This window comes from Terriglobales bacterium, assembly GCA_035454605.1.
Taxonomy (GTDB): domain Bacteria; phylum Acidobacteriota; class Terriglobia; order Terriglobales; family Acidobacteriaceae; genus DATMAB01.
Genome location: DATIGQ010000173.1, coordinates 1 through 15,827, shown reverse-complemented (window position 1 = coordinate 15,827; position 15,827 = coordinate 1). Strand labels below are relative to the sequence as shown.

Genomic DNA, 15,827 nt, shown 5'->3' with positions numbered 1-15,827 from the left:
GGCACCGTTCGTCACTTTTCCGCCACCAGCCACATGTTGTCGCTGGTGGGGAGGCGGTCGTGAAGGCCGAAGCGGCGCACCTTGAGCCCACATTCGACAAGGAGGCGTTCCAGCAAGGTGGGCGCGAAGTAGTTGACGTGGTCGGGGGAGCGGAAACCGCACCAGCGGGCGCCGCGGACGGCGCGGTTCCAGCAGGCGTAGTTCGGGACCTTGAGGATGAGGCGCGCGCCCGGCTTGAGCAGTCGTGCGGCGCACTGCAGCGCCTGGCGCGGCTGGCGCTCGTGCTCCAGGAACGAGCACATGACGATGCCTTCGAAGAACGCGTGGCTGAGCTGCTGCATGCCGGAAAGAGCGTCGGCGCGGAGAGCGCGCCCGCCGCGGCGGGTGAAGCGGGCGTCGGCCAGCGCGTGCAGCTCGCGCGAGACTTCGATGCCGAAAGGAATGTAGCCCGAAGGCAGCCGGTCGAGCGCACGGCCATCGGCACAGCCGACGTCGAGCACGGGACCGGGTGTCACGTAACGCAGGATGAGTGTTGAGAGCTTGTCGCGGCGCAGCACGTGCGCGCGCATCCAGTTGATGGCCGCGGCCACGCGGCCGAACACCGGCTCCTCGGACAACCGGCGTTCGTGCTCGGCGGCCCAGGTTTTCTCCCAGGCGAGATCGGTTTCCAGCGCCTCGTAGGGCGGCGGGTTCTCCAGATAGACCAGGCCGCAGGCGGCGCACCGCCGCAGCACCCAGGGATCGGGGGCGTAGGGCAGGCGAGCGCCGGCGGAGTTGTCGCGCCCGCACAACGGACACGCGCGCCGCTCCGTCCCAGACATGGCAGCAGTGTAGCGCGGCGACCCCTAGAGAGCGGCGGGGCGCGCCTCCGCGGTGGCGGAGAGGATGGCCCAGATGCGGTCGAGCCAATCGAGATGCTCGGGCTTCATCAGCACGGAGCGCAGGCAGGTGACGCGCTCGCGGTCCCACGTCACGTCCGGAGCCGACGACTGGAAGAACTTCGCGGGCACTTCCGCCTTCGCCAGGTGCAGGCCGCGGCGGGCGGCTTCCTCGAACGTCCACTGCGAGAGCTGCGAGATCGCACTGGCGCTCGCAGCACGCGGGGCATAGATGACGATGTCGAGTTCGGGCTCGAAGGCCGCGATCCAGCGAGCATCCGCCTGCAGCTTGCGATGGAGCGCGAGCGCGGCCTGGCGGCAGCGCGCGAGGCCGGCGGCGAACTCGCCTCCTTTCACCAGAGGCAGCAGGCGCTGCGTCGCCCACAGCGCCACGGCCGAAGCCCCGGGGCGCGAGCACTCCAGGCTGATCTCGCCCAGGTGCAGTTCCGCCGAGCTGAAGTAGGTAACACCCGACTCGTGCTTGTAGAAGCGGACGACGCCCGGGTCGCGAAACAGCACGCAACCGCAGCCGTAGGGCTGCAGCCCGTGCTTGTGGGGATCGACGACGATGGAATCGCACTCGCCGATGCGGTCGAAGGCTTGGCGCGCAGGCGCGGCCAAGTTGGCAGCGAGGGTGAAGTAGCCGCCATAGGCGGCATCGGCGTGCACGCGGAACGCGTGCTTGTCGCGCAGCGCGAGGATTTGCGGCAGCGGATCGACGGCGCCCGTGGGCGTGGTGCCCATGGTGACCACGACCGTGCCCACGTCGCCGCGCGCGAGCCGCTGCTCCAGCGCCGCCACGTTCATGCGGCCAAGCGCGTCGCAGGCCACCTGGTCGAACTTGAGCTGCAGGACACTGGAGATGCGGCTGTGGGTGTAATGCGCCTGCTCGGAAGCGACGATGGTCTTGCCGGGATACAGTTGCCCGGCGACCCACAGCGCTTCGAGATTGGCCATGGTCCCGCCGCCGCATAGATGGCCGAGGAAGGTCTTCCATTCGTACATGGCGGCAATCTCGGCGACGGCCTCTTGCTCCATGGCGGAGCTGGCGCGGCCGCCATCGAGGGCGTGGTTGTTGGGATTGATCCACATGGCCAGCGCGTAGGCTAGCCGCGCCACCGGATGCGGCGGCTTCAGCATCTGCCCGGCATAGAGCGGATGAAAGTAAGGGAAGTTGTCGTGCAGGCGGTCGGCGGTGGCGGCCAGGACTTCTACCAAGCGCTCGCGGCCAGGAATGGAGGACTCGGCGCCGGGCAGCTTGGCGAAGCCCGCGTCGAGGCGGGCGAGGGCGTCGTGGAGGATCTTGAGCGTGTCCTTCTCCAGCATGAGGTGTTTCCGGCGGGACAATGGTAAACGCAGCTCAGTGCCGGAGGCGAACCTCCAAGCCTAGGGAGTTAAGCCACTGCAGCTGGAGCTGTGGGCCGGTTGATAAAGAATCTCCAGAGCCAACGCAGAAGCCTCCAAGCGCAGCCAACGAAAACACCGATGCTGAAGGTCCATAGCAGAATCACGGGTACAAGCAGCGCCAGCTCGACCATTGCTTCCGCGTAGTCAGCCAAGGCCTGCAGTGCGTTGTTGGCGGCGCGCTTGAAGGCGTCCTTCGGCTTCCACCGGATGCCAAATGCAAGCGGCGGGCCCTCGGCGGTGAGCCGCACGGAAACGGCCGCCATCGCCACCTGATGTGACATCAATTTGAGCGCTCCCTCGGCAGTCTCAATCTCTTCGCGGATCTCGCCCAGCTTCTCGTGCACCTCGAGGATATCCTTCACGGAGGATGCTCGGCGAAGGACCTCAAGGTATTGCGCCTCCACGGCGCGGCGGGCGCTTAGGCGGCTGGTCTTGTCGGTATAGGAACTCGTGATGTCCTCCGACTCGACTTTCTCGCTTTCGATACGGTTGGCGAGCTTGCGAATTTCCGACCGGGCTTCATCGAACCGCCCTGCGGGAACACGGAGAACTACCTCGGCGGCCTGGATCCGATTCTCGGTTTCCGTTCGAGTAAGGCTCACTACGTAACCGCCGAGGCGTTCGACCAACTCACCGACCCGTTCCGCTGTCTGGTTGGGCGTCGTGACGGCGACCTCCATCGAAGCTCGCTTGACCACTTGTCGCTCGCTCGCCGCCTCGACAGACAGCGCCATGGTTGCCAACCGGTTGCGTGAGACGCCTCCCGCCACTCCGCCTATGACTCCCTGCCCGAGGACGGAAGCGAAGGGATCTTGTGCGATGGCGGCCAAACCGGTGGCCCTTTGCTCCGCAAGATTGCGACGCGAGTTGTGCCAGCTCACGAGGACCAACAGCGCGAACAAGAAGGTCGAAACCAAGAACCCGACGGCATACCAGTATTTCTGTTCCTTCCAGGTTGTGAGCATCTTCGCCAGCATCAAGGTACCTCCGTTGCTGCTGGGATTAGACCGAGATGGTGGCTGGCGTGTTCCAGAAACAGAAACAATCACAGCGGTGTCAGTGAGGGTAGGGAGCTTGGAACGGGTGTGTTCGGAGGCCGACCAACCTCATGTGTGTCCCGTGGTGAAAAAGAAAGCCCGGCGAACCAGCCGGGCCTGATCGGCGCTACACCGCGTGAAGCGGTGAGCTAAATATCCAGGTTCTTCACATCCAGCGCGTTCTCTTCGATGAACTTGCGGCGGGCTTCGACGTCCTCGCCCATGAGGGTCGTGAAGATCTGCTCGCATTCGGCGATGTCTTCGAGCTTCACTTCGAGCAGGGTGCGGCGCTCGGGATCCATGGTGGTTTCCCAGAGCTGGTGGGAACTCATCTCGCCCAGGCCCTTGTAACGCTGCACGCTGTACTCTTTGCGGCCCTCGTTGAGGACGTACTCGAAGAGATCGCGGGCGGAAGTTTTCTCTACCGGCTCGACATCGGCGGCTTTCTTGCGCGGAGCCTTGGCGCCCTTCTTGGCAGACTTCTCCGGCGCCTCGGTTGCGGCTTGCGCTTCGCCTTCGGCCACGGCCTCGTCGCCGTTGGCTGATGCGCGGCCGAGGTTCTCCACCACGAAGGGCGGCTCCATGAAGGCTTCGATCTGCTTGTACTTGGAGAGCATCTGGCGGAACTCGGGAGTGGAGGCGAGCTGCCAGTTGACGATGCGCTCGGCGCCCTGCGAATCGGTGAAGCGCACGCCCCAAAGGTTGTGCTCTTCGTCGAAGTAGGCTTCGGGCTTCTGCTTGAAGCCGGCCTCTTTGCCGACCTTCTCCAGTTCCTTGACCAGCTTCTCGATCTTCTTGGTGGGCGACTTCTTGTCGCCTTCGAAGTCGGAGCGCATGGCCAGGCCCAGGCGAGGCAGGAGCGACGTGATGCGCTCGTCGCGCAGGCGCTTATCCACCTTGTCGAAGAAGCCGAGGTACTCGTTGAGAGTAGTGATGAACTTGGTGAGCGGCGTGCCTTCCAGCCGCGCCGCGCCTTCGCCGTAACGCACGACCATGCCTTCGGCGGCGCGCTTGATCATGACGCGCACGAATTCGCGATCGTCTTTGATGTACTGCTCGCTCTTGCCTTTCTTGATGCGGTAGAGCGGCGGCTGGGCGATGAAGACGTGGCCGCGCTTGATGAGCTCCTGCATGTGGCGGAAGAAGAAGGTCAGCAGCAGGGTGCGGATGTGGGACCCGTCCACGTCGGCATCGGTCATGAGGATGATCTTGCCGTAGCGGAGCTTGGAGGAATCGAAGTCATCCTTGCCGATGCCGCAGCCCAGGGCGGTGATCATGGCGCGGATCTCTTCGTGGCCGAGCATCTTGTCGTACCGCGCTTTCTCTACGTTCAGGATCTTGCCCTTGAGCGGCAGGATGGCCTGGAAGCGGCGGTCGCGTCCCTGCTTGGCGGTGCCGCCAGCGGATTCGCCCTCCACCAGGTAGAGCTCGCAGCGGCCGGGATCGCGCTCGGAGCAATCGGCCAGCTTGCCGGGCAGGCCGCCGCCATCGAGGGCGCCCTTGCGGCGGGTGAGGTCGCGGGCTTTGCGCGCGGCTTCGCGGGCGCGGGCCGCGTCAATGGCCTTGTTGATGATGCGGCGGGCCACGGTGGCGTTCTGCTCGAGAAACGCTCCCAGGCGCTCGTTCACGAACGCCTGCACAATGCCGGCGATATCCGAGTTCAGCTTGCCCTTGGTCTGGCCTTCGAACTGGGGCTGGGGCAGCTTGACGCTGATGACGGCCACCAGGCCTTCGCGCACGTCGTCGCCGGTGAGGCTCTCCTTTTCGTCCTTGAACATGCCGAGCTGCTTGCCGGCGTAGTTGATGGTGCGGGTGAGCGAGGTGCGGAAGCCGGAAAGATGGGTGCCGCCATCCACGGTGTTGATGTTGTTGGCGAAGCTGAAGACGGCCTCGCTGTAGCCGTCGTTGTACTGCAGCGCGATCTCCATGTGCACGCCGTCGCGCTCGGCTTCCATGTAGATGGGCTTGTCGTGCAGCGCCTGCTTGCCGCGGTTCAGGTGCTTGATGAACTCGGCGATGCCGCCGGTGTACTTGAACTCGTGGCGGCGGGGCTCGCCGGTCTTGGAATCCGTGGCGCGCTCGTCGGTGAGGGTGATGAGCAGGCCGCGGTTCAGGAAGGCCAGCTCGCGCAGCCGTTGCGAGAGCGTATCGAAATTGAACTCGATGGTGGTGAAGATGTCCTTGTCCGGCAGGAAGTGCACGATGGTGCCGGTCTTCTGCGTCTTGCCGGTCTTCTTGAGCTTGGAGGTGGGCTCGCCGCGCGAGTAGGACTGCTCCCACACGAAGCCGTCGCGCCCGATCTCGAGGTCCAACTGGTAGCTGAGCGCGTTCACCACGCTCACACCCACGCCGTGCAGGCCGCCGGAGACTTTGTAGCTGGAGGTATCGAACTTGCCGCCGGCGTGCAGCTTGGTCATGACGACCTGGGCGGCGGGAAACTTTTCGCCGTCGACGTCCATGTCCTCCACAGGGATGCCGCGGCCGTTGTCCTTCACGGTGACAGAGTTATCGATGTGGATGGTGACCTCGATGGTGTCGCAGAAACCGGCCAGCGCTTCGTCCACCGAGTTGTCCACCACTTCATAGACCAGGTGATGCAGGCCGAGCTCGCCGGTGGAACCGATGTACATGGCGGGGCGCTTGCGCACCGCTTCCATGCCGCCCAGGACCTTGATGGATTCGGCGGTGTACTCGCCGTTCTGCGCGCCGTTGCCCTTGCGCGACTTGGTCTTTTCCTTCCCGACCTTCGCAGCGGAGGCGGGTTGAGTCAGCGTCTCTTTGGAGGCCATGAAACTCCGTGGTCAGGTCGCGGGGCGGGCCCGCGCGCGGCTCGTTTCCGGAGTCGCGCAAGCAGGCACAAACTATTGATATTTCAGTAACTTAGTAATCGCCCGAGCCAAGGATATTTTACCACAGGGAGGCCGATTTTCGGGGCCCGGAAACGGTGTGTTTTCAGGGGAATACGAAGCGCTTCTTGGGACTTCCCCGGCACCAGCTACGGCTGGAATTCCACGGTGACCTGGGTTTCAACTTCAACCGGCGTGCCATTCACCTGATATGGACGGTACCGCCAGTTGCGTACCGCACTCAGCGCTGCAGGTGCTAGCGTTGGGTGGCCGGTTACGAGTTTTGTTTCCTTCACCTTCCCATCTGTACCGATCAACATGCTCACTACCACTGCCCCCTGGATGCGAGCGATCCGGGCCAGCTCCGGATACTGCGGGGGCGGCTGGTCGAGCGCATTGCTTTGCGCCGCGTCTGCGGACAGCGTAACCCTCCCGGGTTGTGATGGCGCGATCGCTTGGCTCGCTGGGGGATGGGCGGGCGTGTCGCTGGCCGCCGAACCCAACTGCGCGTCCAGGAAGGCAAGATACGCCGCCACGAGTCGATAGCTATCGTAGTAGTCCTCGAAGCGCAGGGCCGACATCTGGTCCTGCGGGCTATGCAGTATGGGCAGCGTCTCTTGTGTCAAGGAATGAATAGTGAGGGCACGGATACCGTGGCCCGCGAAGGATTCGGAATCAGTCGAGCCTACGTTGTCGACATTGACCACCGCCAGCGGAAGCTCGGTTGCGCGGGCCACAAGGTTCAGCGCGCCAGCCAGTGCCTTGTCCCCGTGGCTGAGCCAAATTTTTGTGGGTGAGAGGCCCAGAGTGTCGAGATTGATCATGGCCAAGACCTTCCTCTTTTCCTCTGCAGAAAGCCTGCTCACATAGAACTTCGATCCCACCAGACCCTTTTCTTCGTCGGTGAAGCCGATGAATACGAACGTGTGTCGGCGAGGACGGTGGCGCAGACTCTCGTAGAGCGTCGGCAGCAGAGACGCGCCGCTCCAGTTGTCCACCACCCCTTTGCCGATCTCAACGACGTCATAATGGGCACCTACGACGATCATCAAGTCATTGGCGCCTCCCAACGTGCAGATCACGTTAGGAAGAGACGACTTCTCGACCTCTTGCTCAGCGATCCGGGCGGAGCAACCCGACTCTTCAAACAGCGCTCGCAACGCAGCCTTGCGCCTTGCATTGCCATACGAGACCCGCTCCAGCCTGGCCTTTATCACCTCGGGCCGGGCGTTTGCGTACTCGATGGTTACCGGTGGTCCGCTCGCAGGCGGAGAGTTGGGCCCTCTCGAGGTTTCGTCGGCCCATGCTCGCGACAATAGCAGCAGCAACGCCAGCAGGAGCGACCCATGACGGGAAGCGCGCATCATTTCCACCCCATAAGCTCACGCAGCGAGGTGATATGAGCCGTGTGGTGCGCGCCGTGCCAGGCGTACATGGCGAGCGCCCAGTCCAGCGGGTAAGTCTTGCCGTACTCGGGATGGGTGAAAGTGCGGGCGAAGTCCGAGGGCGCCAGCGAGCGCAGCAGGATCACCCAGCGCTGATGCAGCGCGTCCAGGATGGCGAGGGAGGTCTCGATGGGCGTTAGGCCGACGTCGGCCGTCTGCGCCCACAGGCTCTCGTTGTAGGGCTTGATGGTGGGCTGGTCTTCGGTGAGCGCCAGTTTGAAGCGGATGTAGGCGTTCATGTGGCTCTCCGGAACGTGGTGGGCCACCTGGCGCACGGTCCATCCGCCGGGACGATAGGGAGTGTCGAGCTGCTCGGCGGAGAGGCCGGCAAGCGCCGCGCGTAACGCTGCCGGCGCGCGCTCAATGGCTTCGATGGAGCGGCGGCGATCGTCTGCGGTCGCGGAGCCTTTCCAATCAAAGGGACCGATGGGGTAGCGAAGGTCCATGGAGTTCCTAGCTTCTAGTTCGGTGCCGCGAAATACGCCTCTGGAGCCAGCACACGCAGCTTACTCTCCTTCGACAGCCTGATCTTTAGCTTGCGCACCTTATGCTTTTCCATCGTATTCATCGGCCGAAAAGCGAGCATGTATTGACTGCGTAAGTCTCCTCCAAGCTCATCCACAGCATGTTCCAAGTCGTCGGCGTGATAAGGTTCGAAAGCCCGGCCGCCGGTGATCCGGGACAACTCCTTGAGGACTCTCGGTCCGTGTCGTGTACGATCCCAAGCCAGATTCAATGAGTAGACTACAACCCCGGCGCGCAAAGCTGCCTGCTTCGCCTCTTCCAGAGTGTGTTTGCTAGAGTTATCTAGGCCATCCGTGACAAGCAGGATGACCTGGCGCGTATCCGCGTGGCCGGTGCTACTCAAATCCGCACAAGCGAAAACAATGGCATCGTATAGCGCCGTACCACCGCTGAAATCCGCCTTCTGCAGCTGCGTGGAAAGCCTATCCGGTTCGAATGGCATCGCGGTGGAGACTTGGTCCCGAAACCCGATGACCAGTGCCCTGTCAACTCCCGCCCGTATCGTCTGCCGCAAGAGCCCAACGACACTCAGGGCAAATCGCGTGTAGCTCTTGCGAAATTCCGCATTCGACCTGCTAAGGTCGAGCAGTAGCGCAAAACGAAGAGGAATGCTGTCCGCCGGCCGAATCTCCAACACTTCAGTTGGTTTGCCGCCAACCTCTACCTGAAAATCCTGCTTTGCCATCGAGGCTTCCTGCGCGGGGTGTCCCTGGCGATCCTTTAGAACCAAAAAGACTGAGCCGGTCTGAGCGGATGGCGCAGCGTTAGTCGGCGATGTCGCTGCTGGGCTTTGCTGGCCCGCGGTGGCGAGCCCCGAAACCAGAAGGGCCCCAAGAACCGGGGCCCAAAGACGCGTCGATTGGGAAAGCATCGCGTTCTCGTCGCAACTCAAATCCGCATGGGCATCACGATGTAGCGGTACTTGTACGGATCGCCGTCAGCGGGGCGGAGCTGGCCGGCGGACTGCTCGTCCTTGAACTCGAAGGCCACGTCGCCTGAGCCCACGGCCTTGAGAAAGTCCAGCAGGTAATGCGAATTAAAGCCGATGGTGATGGGCTCGGCGGCGTAGCTGGTTTCGAGCGAATCCTCGGATTCGCCGGTCTCCATGGACGACGACGATACTTTGAGCTCGTTTTTCTCCAAACGCAGGCGGATGGCGCCGGAGCGCTCGTCGGCGAACTGGGCCACGCGCTGGATGGCGCCGGAGATTTCGTCGCAGGCCACGCGCACCACCTTGGTGTTGTCCTTGGGCAGCACGGCTTCGAAGTTGGGGAACTGGCCGGTGAGCTGGCGCGAGGCCAGCAGGCGCCCGCCAACGCGGAAGTGCAGCGTGGATTCGTCGCGCGCGAACTCGACGGATTCGGCGTCCGTATCCGCGAGCAGAGTGTTGAGTTCGCTCATGGCCTTGCGAGGGATGAGCGTTCGCATCTCGCCGCCGGTCAAACCCTCGGGCTTGGCCGCGGTGTTCTCGATGTGCGCCAGGCGATGGCCGTCAGTGGCCACCATGGTGATGGACTCGGGCTTCAGCACCATTAGCGCGCCATTCAACGTGTAACGCGATTCCTCGTTGGAGATAGCGAAGATGGTCTTGCTGATCAGCATCTGCAGGACCTTGGCCGGAAGCTTGATGGTGCCGGCAGCAGGGAACGGCGGCATGCTGGGGAAGTTGCTGCGCGCCATGCCCACCATCTTGGTGTTGGAGCGTCCCAGCCGGAGCTGGACCCAGTGGTTTTCCAGAAGCTTGAGCGACAAGTCGCCGTCCGGCAGCAGCTTCACGTAGTCATGAAACTTGCGCGCCGGCACCGTGCAGGCTCCGTCTTTCTTGACTTTCGCGGCACAGGATACGCGCAGGCTCAGGTCCAGGTCTGTCGCTGTGATGGAAAGCTTGTCACCCTCGGCTTCCAGCAGCAGGTTTGACAGGATGGGAATGGTGGCCTTGCGTTCCACCACACCCTGGGTGGTGGCAAGTTCTTTCAGAAGATCCGACCGGCTGACGGATATCTCCATAGTCCAGTTTGTCCTTGGGCGGTTAGGACTGCTTCCGTTACGTTACATCAAAATCATAGACCCATAAAGCCGTAGCAGCAGGCGCTGAAGAAATGTGGGAATCAGCGCCAAGCTGTTCGTTCACAAGACCGTAATCCGTTCGACCGCCTGTGTCGAACGCGGCCGCAGGAGCCCCAAAACTCTGGAAGGCTTGGCGCCATCCCGGATGACGGCTCGGCTATGCTTGGCCTTCCACAGGTATTCCACAGCGGTGGCGGCTCGAAACGGGTGGAAAACGGCGTTCAGACCACAGGACATCAGGTCAGGGTCTCGGTCAGCTTGTTGAGCAGCCTGTTCAAATCTTTGTCGGTCTTGCGAACGTGCTCGATCTTGTCCACCGAATGCATGACGGTGGTGTGGTGCTTGCCGCCGAACTGGCGGCCGATCTCCGGCAGCGAGCAGTCGGTCAGATGCTTGGACAGGTACATGGCGATCTGCCGCGGATAGACCACCGCGCGTGAGTTGTTGCGCGCCTTGATCTCCGCTACCCGCATGCCGAACTGTTCCGCTACCGCCTTCTGGATGGAATCGATGGTCACCTTGCGGGTCTGCGAGTCGATGATGTTCTTCAGCACCTGCTGCGCCGTCTGCAAATTCAGCGGCGTGGCGGTGAGCGAGGAATAGGCAATCAGGCGGATGAGCGCCCCTTCCAGTTCGCGCACGTTGGAGCGGATGTTGGAGGCGATGTAGAGGGCCACGTCGGTGGGCAGCGGAACGCGCTCCCCCTCGGCCTTCTTCTGCAGAATGGCGACCTTGGTTTCGAGGTCGGGCGGCTGGATATCCGCAATCAGTCCCCACTCGAAGCGCGAGCGCAGGCGGTCCTCGATCTCCGCCAGTTCCTTGGGCGGGCGGTCGCTGGCGATCACGATCTGCTTCTGCGCCTCATGCAGCGCGTTGAAGGTGTGGAAGAACTCTTCCTGGGTCCGCTCTTTCTGCGCCAGGAACTGGATGTCATCGATGAGCAGCACATCCATGTTGCGGAAGCGGTCGCGGAAGCTGGACATCTTGTCGTAGCGCAGCGAGTGGATGACCTCGTTGGTGAACTTCTCGCTCGACAGGTAGCAGATGGAGCGCTGCGGCTCGCGGCGCTTGATCTCGTGCCCGATGGCCTGCATCAGGTGGGTCTTGCCCATGCCCACGCCGCCGTACAGGAACAGCGGGTTGTAGGCGCGCGAGGGACGCTCCGCCACGGCCAGCGCCGCGGCGTGCGCGAACTGGTTGCCGGCGCCGATGACGAAAGCGTCGAAGGTGTAGCGCGGGTTGAGCTGCGCGGCGCCATCCCAGTCGAAGCGTCCCTGCACCACGCGTCCGCTGGTGCCGACGGCCGCGAAGCCGCCATCCTGGCGCAGCGGGGGCGCCGCCGGATCCTGGTCGGGGGTGACGAATTCCACGTCCTCGAAGTCCATGCCCAGCAGCTCGATGGCTTCGTGAATGACGTCGCCGTACTTGTCGCCCAGGTGGGCGAACTCGGGCGTGGGCACGCGGACTACAAGGATCTTGCCGCGGGTGTGGCTGAAGCGCGTGGGCCGCAGCCAGGTGTCGTAGGAGTGCCGCGTGACTTTCTGCTGCAGCCGATCCAGGATTCGCGCCCACGGATTGGCGGCAGCTGCTGCGGCGGACGAAAGAGACATGTGCGAGCCTAAGGAACTTTCCGATGATGGATGAATTCAGACCGCGCTGCATCCTAGCACGAAAACTTTTTTCTTGGAGGGACGCGAGCGCAGAAGCGATCGTCAGTGTCGCCTCTATTGAACGCGCGGACAGGAATTCGTCAAGTCCCTAATGGGTTAATAGCGCGAGAGTGGTGCCTGAGTGGTGCATGTAGGACTGGTGAGATGCGATCTGCGATACGGGAATGGTGAAGTGCGAACGATGAACTGTGAACTACGAACGGTAGACCAAGTGTTCTCTACAATCTGCCGCGTCAGCGTGGAGAAAGAAGTTCCGCTCGAATTCGCTCCGCCACTTCATCGCGCACGCGGCGAAACACGACGAGCTTCTCGTCCTGCGAGCCGGTGACGGCGGCCGGATCCTCGAGTCCCCAATGCAGCACCTTGTACGCGCCGGGAAACACGGGGCAGTGTTCGCGCGCGTGGTCGCACACGGTGATGACGTAGTGCATGGGCTGGCCCACGAACTCGCGCACGTTCTTGGATCGCTGCGCAGAGATGTCCACACCCAGTTCGCGCATGGCCTCGACCGCCAGCGGATTCAATCCCACCGGATGCGTACCCGCGCTGAACACTTCGAAGCGCTCGCCCGCCAGTTGGCGCAGCAGGCCCTCGGCCATCTGGCTGCGGGCCGAGTTGCCGGTGCAAAGGAAGAGAACGCGGGGCTTGGACATCGGCCAGATTGTAGACCGCGAGTGTTACAAAAGGATTACACCCGGGAGGTTTGCGGGCTGCGCGCGCCATCCTTTATACTGAGCGTTCGTTCACACAGCGTAGATCTGAGCAGGAGCGCAATCATCCATGCCCAAGCGTACGTTTCAGCCCAACCGCCGGCGGCGGTCGAAGACGCACGGTTTCCGCAAGCGCATGAGGACCCAGGGCGGGCGCAAAGTGCTGTCGCGGCGTCGAGCCCGGGGGCGCAAGCGCGTCTCGGTGCGGCCCGGCTTCCGCGAGTAGGCACGCGTCCTCCGGTTGTGGTCCACGAGCCAGATTCGGCGATCTCGCAACGGTTCCCGCGGTCGGTGCGCCTGTTGCGCCGGGGCGATTTCGACCAGGTGTATCGCCGGGGACGCAAGCACTTCACCGGGCACATGACCGTGTTCTTTCGCCGTCGTGAGCCGGACGGAGGCCCGCGCGTGGGGCTCACCGTGGGCAAGGTGCTGGGCGGCGCGGTGATGCGCAACCGCCTGCGCCGGCGCCTGCGCGAGGCGGTGCGCCGCCGGCTGACGTTGCTGGATGCACCCGTGGACGTGGTGATCCATCCCAAGCGCTCGGCGCTGGACCTGGAATTCGCGCTGCTGGTAGCGGAGACGGAAGGCGCATTCGCCGCCATCCGCAAGCTGGTGAGGCAGCCGATCGAGAGATGAAGTTCGTGCTGACACTGTTTTTGCGCGTGTACAAGCGGCTGCTCTCGCCGCTGCTGCCGCCGGCCTGCCGCTACACCCCGACCTGCTCGGAGTACGCTCTGGAGGCGGTGGAGAGGCACGGCGCGTTGCGGGGATCGGCGCTCGCCGTGTGGCGCCTGCTGCGCTGCCATCCCTTGGCGCGCGGTGGCTACGATCCCGTCCCCGCCCCGGAGTCCCCCAGCCCACTTAAGGCGGACACGATTTGAGCGAGTTCCAGAATCCCCAGCAAGATCCCGGCACGGAGAAGCGCCTGCTGCTGGCCTTCGCGCTCACGTTCCTGGTGCTGATGGTCATGCAGCCGCTGGTTTCGCGCTACGTGCAGAAACAGCCGCCGCCGCCGGCGGCGCCCGAAGCCACGACGGAGGCTCCAACGCCGGTTGTCGCATCGGCTCCCGCCGAAGCGCCGCCGGGCCCGGCTGCAGAAACGGCTGTCGCGACCGTACAGGCTCAGGCCGAGTCGGAAGTCGTCATCGAAAACGACCTTTACCGCATCACGTTCACCAACCGCGGCGCGCAGGTGAAATCCTGGGTCCTGAAGCAGTTCCAGGACAAGCCCCGAGGACAACCGCTCGAACTGGTGCACGCGCTCTCGGCGGAGAAGTACGGATATCCGCTCTCGCTGTGGACCTATGACGCCGCCCTGCGCAAGAAGCTCAACGAGGCGCTGTATGTAACCCCGGCGAGCGGCACGCTCAGCGCTCCGGCGGACATCACCTTCGAGTATGCGGAAGGCGAAACCAGCGTCCGCAAGGTCTTCCACTTCGACCACTCGTACGTGGTGCAAGTGGAGACCTCGGTCACGCACAAGGGGGTAGCGCAGCCAGCCTATCCGGCGTGGCCCTCGGCCTTCGGCGACCAGCACACTCCCGCGGAGTTCGCGCACTCGAGGGTCGTGTGGCAGAACGGCGGCAAGATCGAACGCCTGGAAGCCAAGAAAGTGAGTGGCGGCAACACCGTTCCCGGTCCGCTGCACTGGGCCGGAGTCGAGGGCCAGTATTTCGGCGTAGTCTTCCTGCCCGATGACCCCGATGACTCGGCCCTGGTCACGCTGCACGAAGGTTTGGAAGTACCGGCCGACCCGGCCAAGCCCGAAGGCGACAAGAAGCCGGTGGACATCCTGGGAGCGGCCACGGGCGACCCGCGCGGCCACACCAGCACCCGCGTCTTCGTCGGACCCAAGAGCCTGGACGTGCTGGGCTCGGTGCATGCCACTTCGCTGGCCACCGACCAGGGCTGGTCACCCGACCTCAAGGGACTGGTGGACTTCGGCTTTTTCAGCTTCATCGCGCGCCCCCTGTTCCTGTGGCTGAAGTGGACGCACGACCACTGGGTGGCGAACTGGGGCTGGTCCATCCTGATCCTCACCGTGATCATCAACGTCGCCCTGCTGCCGCTGCGACTCTCCAGCATGAAGTCGGCGCTCAAGATGCAGAAGGTGGCGCCGCAGATCAAGGCGGTGCAGGAAAAGTACAAGAAGTACAAGTTCAACGATCCCAAGAAACAGGAGATGAATGCGGAGATCGCCGCGCTCTACAAGCGAGAGAAGATCAACCCCGCTGGCGGCTGCATTCCCATGCTGCTGCAGTTTCCGTTCCTGATCGCGTTCTACACCATGCTGACCGTGGCCATCGAGTTGCGGCACGCCCCCTGGCTCTGGATCCGGGACCTGGCCGCGCCCGACCCGTATTACCTGCTGCCCATCGGCATCGTGGTGAGCATGTTCCTGGTACAGCGCATCACGCCGCAGGCGGGCATGGACCCCATGCAGCAGAAGATGATGAGCGTGATGATGCCGATCATGCTGGGCGTGATCAGCGTCAATCTCTCGGCCGGGTTGGGCCTGTACTGGTCGGCCGGCAACGTCATCAGCTTCGTGCAGCAGATCCTGGTCAATCGCTCAGGTTTTGGGCGCGAGATGCGCGCGGAAATCGAAAAGAGGCAGCAGAAGCGCAAGAAGTGAAAGACGTGAAGCAGCTTTTATAATCGAGGTTCTCCGAACCCACCGCCATGCCCATTGCCGACAAGGTCACCGCAGCGCGCAAGATCGAGCAGCTCCTGAAGATACTGGTCACCGACGGCGGCTTCCGCCTGCGCTACCGCATCGTGGTGGATCCGCCGGTGCCCGCAGACCGCGATTGGGAAACGCCTGAGATCCTGGTGGAGCTCTCCGGACCGGACAGCCCGCTGGTGCTGGAGCGCGGCGCCGACCTGCTACGCGCCATGGAGCACATCGCCCTCAAGGCGTTGCGCTTGGAGCCCGAGGAGCACGACAAGCTCAGTTTCGACTGCCAGAACTACAAGGCGTTGCGGTTGGAAGAGCTGAGGATGACCGCTTCGGTAGCCGCGGAGAAGGTGCGCAAGACGGGCATGCCCTACGAATTCAGCCCCATGACCGCGCGCGAGCGCCGGGTGCTGCACCTGGCCGTGCGCGATTATCCCGACCTGCGCAGCGAGAGCCAGGGCGAAGGCGGGCGCCGCTACGTGGTGATCTTCCCCAAGGACTACCAACCCGGCGCACCCCGGCCGGGCGGCCGGCCCCATGTGAAGAGCTTCCGCAAGGGACGGTA

15 protein-coding genes are annotated in these 15,827 nt (G+C 63.4%); 5 read left to right on the top strand and 10 right to left on the bottom strand.

Going from position 1 to position 15,827, the window contains the following annotated elements:
* Positions 1 to 11: 11 nt before the first annotated feature.
* From VLE48_12520 to VLE48_12475, 10 genes are all read right to left on the bottom strand, one after another.
* Positions 12 to 821 carry a class I SAM-dependent methyltransferase gene (locus tag VLE48_12520; protein ID HSA93828.1) on the bottom strand — a complete coding sequence of 270 codons (810 nt, stop codon included), beginning with the start codon at positions 819 to 821 and terminating at the stop codon, positions 12 to 14.
* Between the two features lie 24 nt (positions 822 to 845).
* Positions 846 to 2,204, bottom strand: coding sequence for an aminotransferase class I/II-fold pyridoxal phosphate-dependent enzyme (locus VLE48_12515; protein HSA93827.1), 1,359 nt, complete (start codon positions 2,202 to 2,204; stop codon positions 846 to 848).
* A gap of 68 nt (positions 2,205 to 2,272) precedes the next feature.
* Complete coding sequence (locus VLE48_12510) at positions 2,273 to 3,262, bottom strand: DUF4349 domain-containing protein (protein HSA93826.1); 990 nt, start codon at positions 3,260 to 3,262, stop codon at positions 2,273 to 2,275.
* A 209-nt stretch (positions 3,263 to 3,471) separates the two neighbouring features.
* Positions 3,472 to 6,111: a DNA topoisomerase (ATP-hydrolyzing) subunit B gene (gyrB, locus tag VLE48_12505; GenBank protein ID HSA93825.1), complete on the bottom strand. Its 2,640-nt coding sequence runs from the start codon at positions 6,109 to 6,111 to the stop codon at positions 3,472 to 3,474.
* 206 nt (positions 6,112 to 6,317) lie between these two features.
* Entirely contained in the window at positions 6,318 to 7,535 is a 1,218-nt protein-coding gene (locus VLE48_12500; protein HSA93824.1) for a TonB family protein, read from the bottom strand.
* Entirely contained in the window at positions 7,532 to 8,059 is a 528-nt protein-coding gene (locus VLE48_12495) for a putative metal-dependent hydrolase (protein ID HSA93823.1), read from the bottom strand. The genes VLE48_12500 and VLE48_12495 overlap by 4 nt, the downstream gene beginning before the upstream one ends.
* A 14-nt stretch (positions 8,060 to 8,073) precedes the next feature.
* On the bottom strand, positions 8,074 to 9,009 hold the full coding sequence (locus VLE48_12490) for a VWA domain-containing protein (protein HSA93822.1): 936 nt from the start codon (positions 9,007 to 9,009) through the stop codon (positions 8,074 to 8,076).
* Positions 9,010 to 9,026: 17 nt separating this feature from the next.
* Positions 9,027 to 10,145: a DNA polymerase III subunit beta gene (gene dnaN / locus VLE48_12485; protein HSA93821.1), complete on the bottom strand. Its 1,119-nt coding sequence runs from the start codon at positions 10,143 to 10,145 to the stop codon at positions 9,027 to 9,029.
* A 296-nt stretch (positions 10,146 to 10,441) separates the two neighbouring features.
* The gene (dnaA, locus tag VLE48_12480; GenBank protein ID HSA93820.1) at positions 10,442 to 11,815 is read right to left on the bottom strand and encodes a chromosomal replication initiator protein DnaA; all 1,374 of its coding nucleotides are present in this window, start codon (positions 11,813 to 11,815) and stop codon (positions 10,442 to 10,444) included.
* A 293-nt stretch (positions 11,816 to 12,108) separates the two neighbouring features.
* Positions 12,109 to 12,528: an arsenate reductase ArsC gene (locus VLE48_12475; protein ID HSA93819.1), complete on the bottom strand. Its 420-nt coding sequence runs from the start codon at positions 12,526 to 12,528 to the stop codon at positions 12,109 to 12,111.
* Between the two features lie 127 nt (positions 12,529 to 12,655).
* Here VLE48_12475 and rpmH point away from each other — a divergent pair, with 127 nt between their 5' ends.
* The 5 genes from rpmH to VLE48_12450 form a co-directional block, all read left to right on the top strand.
* Positions 12,656 to 12,811: a 50S ribosomal protein L34 gene (gene rpmH, locus VLE48_12470; protein ID HSA93818.1), complete on the top strand. Its 156-nt coding sequence runs from the start codon at positions 12,656 to 12,658 to the stop codon at positions 12,809 to 12,811.
* Between the two features lie 17 nt (positions 12,812 to 12,828).
* Complete coding sequence (gene rnpA / locus VLE48_12465) at positions 12,829 to 13,221, top strand: ribonuclease P protein component (GenBank protein HSA93817.1); 393 nt, start codon at positions 12,829 to 12,831, stop codon at positions 13,219 to 13,221.
* A complete protein-coding gene (yidD, locus tag VLE48_12460) occupies positions 13,218 to 13,466 on the top strand; it encodes a membrane protein insertion efficiency factor YidD (GenBank protein HSA93816.1) in 249 nt (82 codons plus the stop codon). Before rnpA ends, yidD begins: the two co-directional genes overlap by 4 nt.
* On the top strand, positions 13,463 to 15,220 hold the full coding sequence (yidC, locus tag VLE48_12455; protein ID HSA93815.1) for a membrane protein insertase YidC: 1,758 nt from the start codon (positions 13,463 to 13,465) through the stop codon (positions 15,218 to 15,220). The genes yidD and yidC overlap by 4 nt, the downstream gene beginning before the upstream one ends.
* Before the next feature lie 47 nt (positions 15,221 to 15,267).
* A partial coding sequence (locus tag VLE48_12450; GenBank protein HSA93814.1) for a R3H domain-containing nucleic acid-binding protein occupies positions 15,268 to 15,827 on the top strand: 560 nt, incomplete at its 3' end.

Coding starts and splice junctions, on each gene's coding strand:
- VLE48_12520 (HSA93828.1), bottom strand. CDS start 821: ATGTCTGGGACGGAGCGGCGCGCGTGTCCGTTGTGCGGGCGCGACAAC.
- VLE48_12510 (HSA93826.1), bottom strand. CDS start 3,262: ATGCTGGCGAAGATGCTCACAACCTGGAAGGAACAGAAATACTGGTAT.
- VLE48_12500 (HSA93824.1), bottom strand. CDS start 7,535: ATGATGCGCGCTTCCCGTCATGGGTCGCTCCTGCTGGCGTTGCTGCTG.
- dnaA (HSA93820.1), bottom strand. CDS start 11,815: ATGTCTCTTTCGTCCGCCGCAGCAGCTGCCGCCAATCCGTGGGCGCGA.
- rpmH (HSA93818.1), top strand. CDS start 12,656: ATGCCCAAGCGTACGTTTCAGCCCAACCGCCGGCGGCGGTCGAAGACG.
- VLE48_12515 (HSA93827.1), bottom strand. CDS start 2,204: ATGCTGGAGAAGGACACGCTCAAGATCCTCCACGACGCCCTCGCCCGC.
- gyrB (HSA93825.1), bottom strand. CDS start 6,111: ATGGCCTCCAAAGAGACGCTGACTCAACCCGCCTCCGCTGCGAAGGTC.
- dnaN (HSA93821.1), bottom strand. CDS start 10,145: ATGGAGATATCCGTCAGCCGGTCGGATCTTCTGAAAGAACTTGCCACC.
- VLE48_12490 (HSA93822.1), bottom strand. CDS start 9,009: ATGCTTTCCCAATCGACGCGTCTTTGGGCCCCGGTTCTTGGGGCCCTT.
- VLE48_12475 (HSA93819.1), bottom strand. CDS start 12,528: ATGTCCAAGCCCCGCGTTCTCTTCCTTTGCACCGGCAACTCGGCCCGC.
- VLE48_12495 (HSA93823.1), bottom strand. CDS start 8,059: ATGGACCTTCGCTACCCCATCGGTCCCTTTGATTGGAAAGGCTCCGCG.
- yidD (HSA93816.1), top strand. CDS start 13,218: ATGAAGTTCGTGCTGACACTGTTTTTGCGCGTGTACAAGCGGCTGCTC.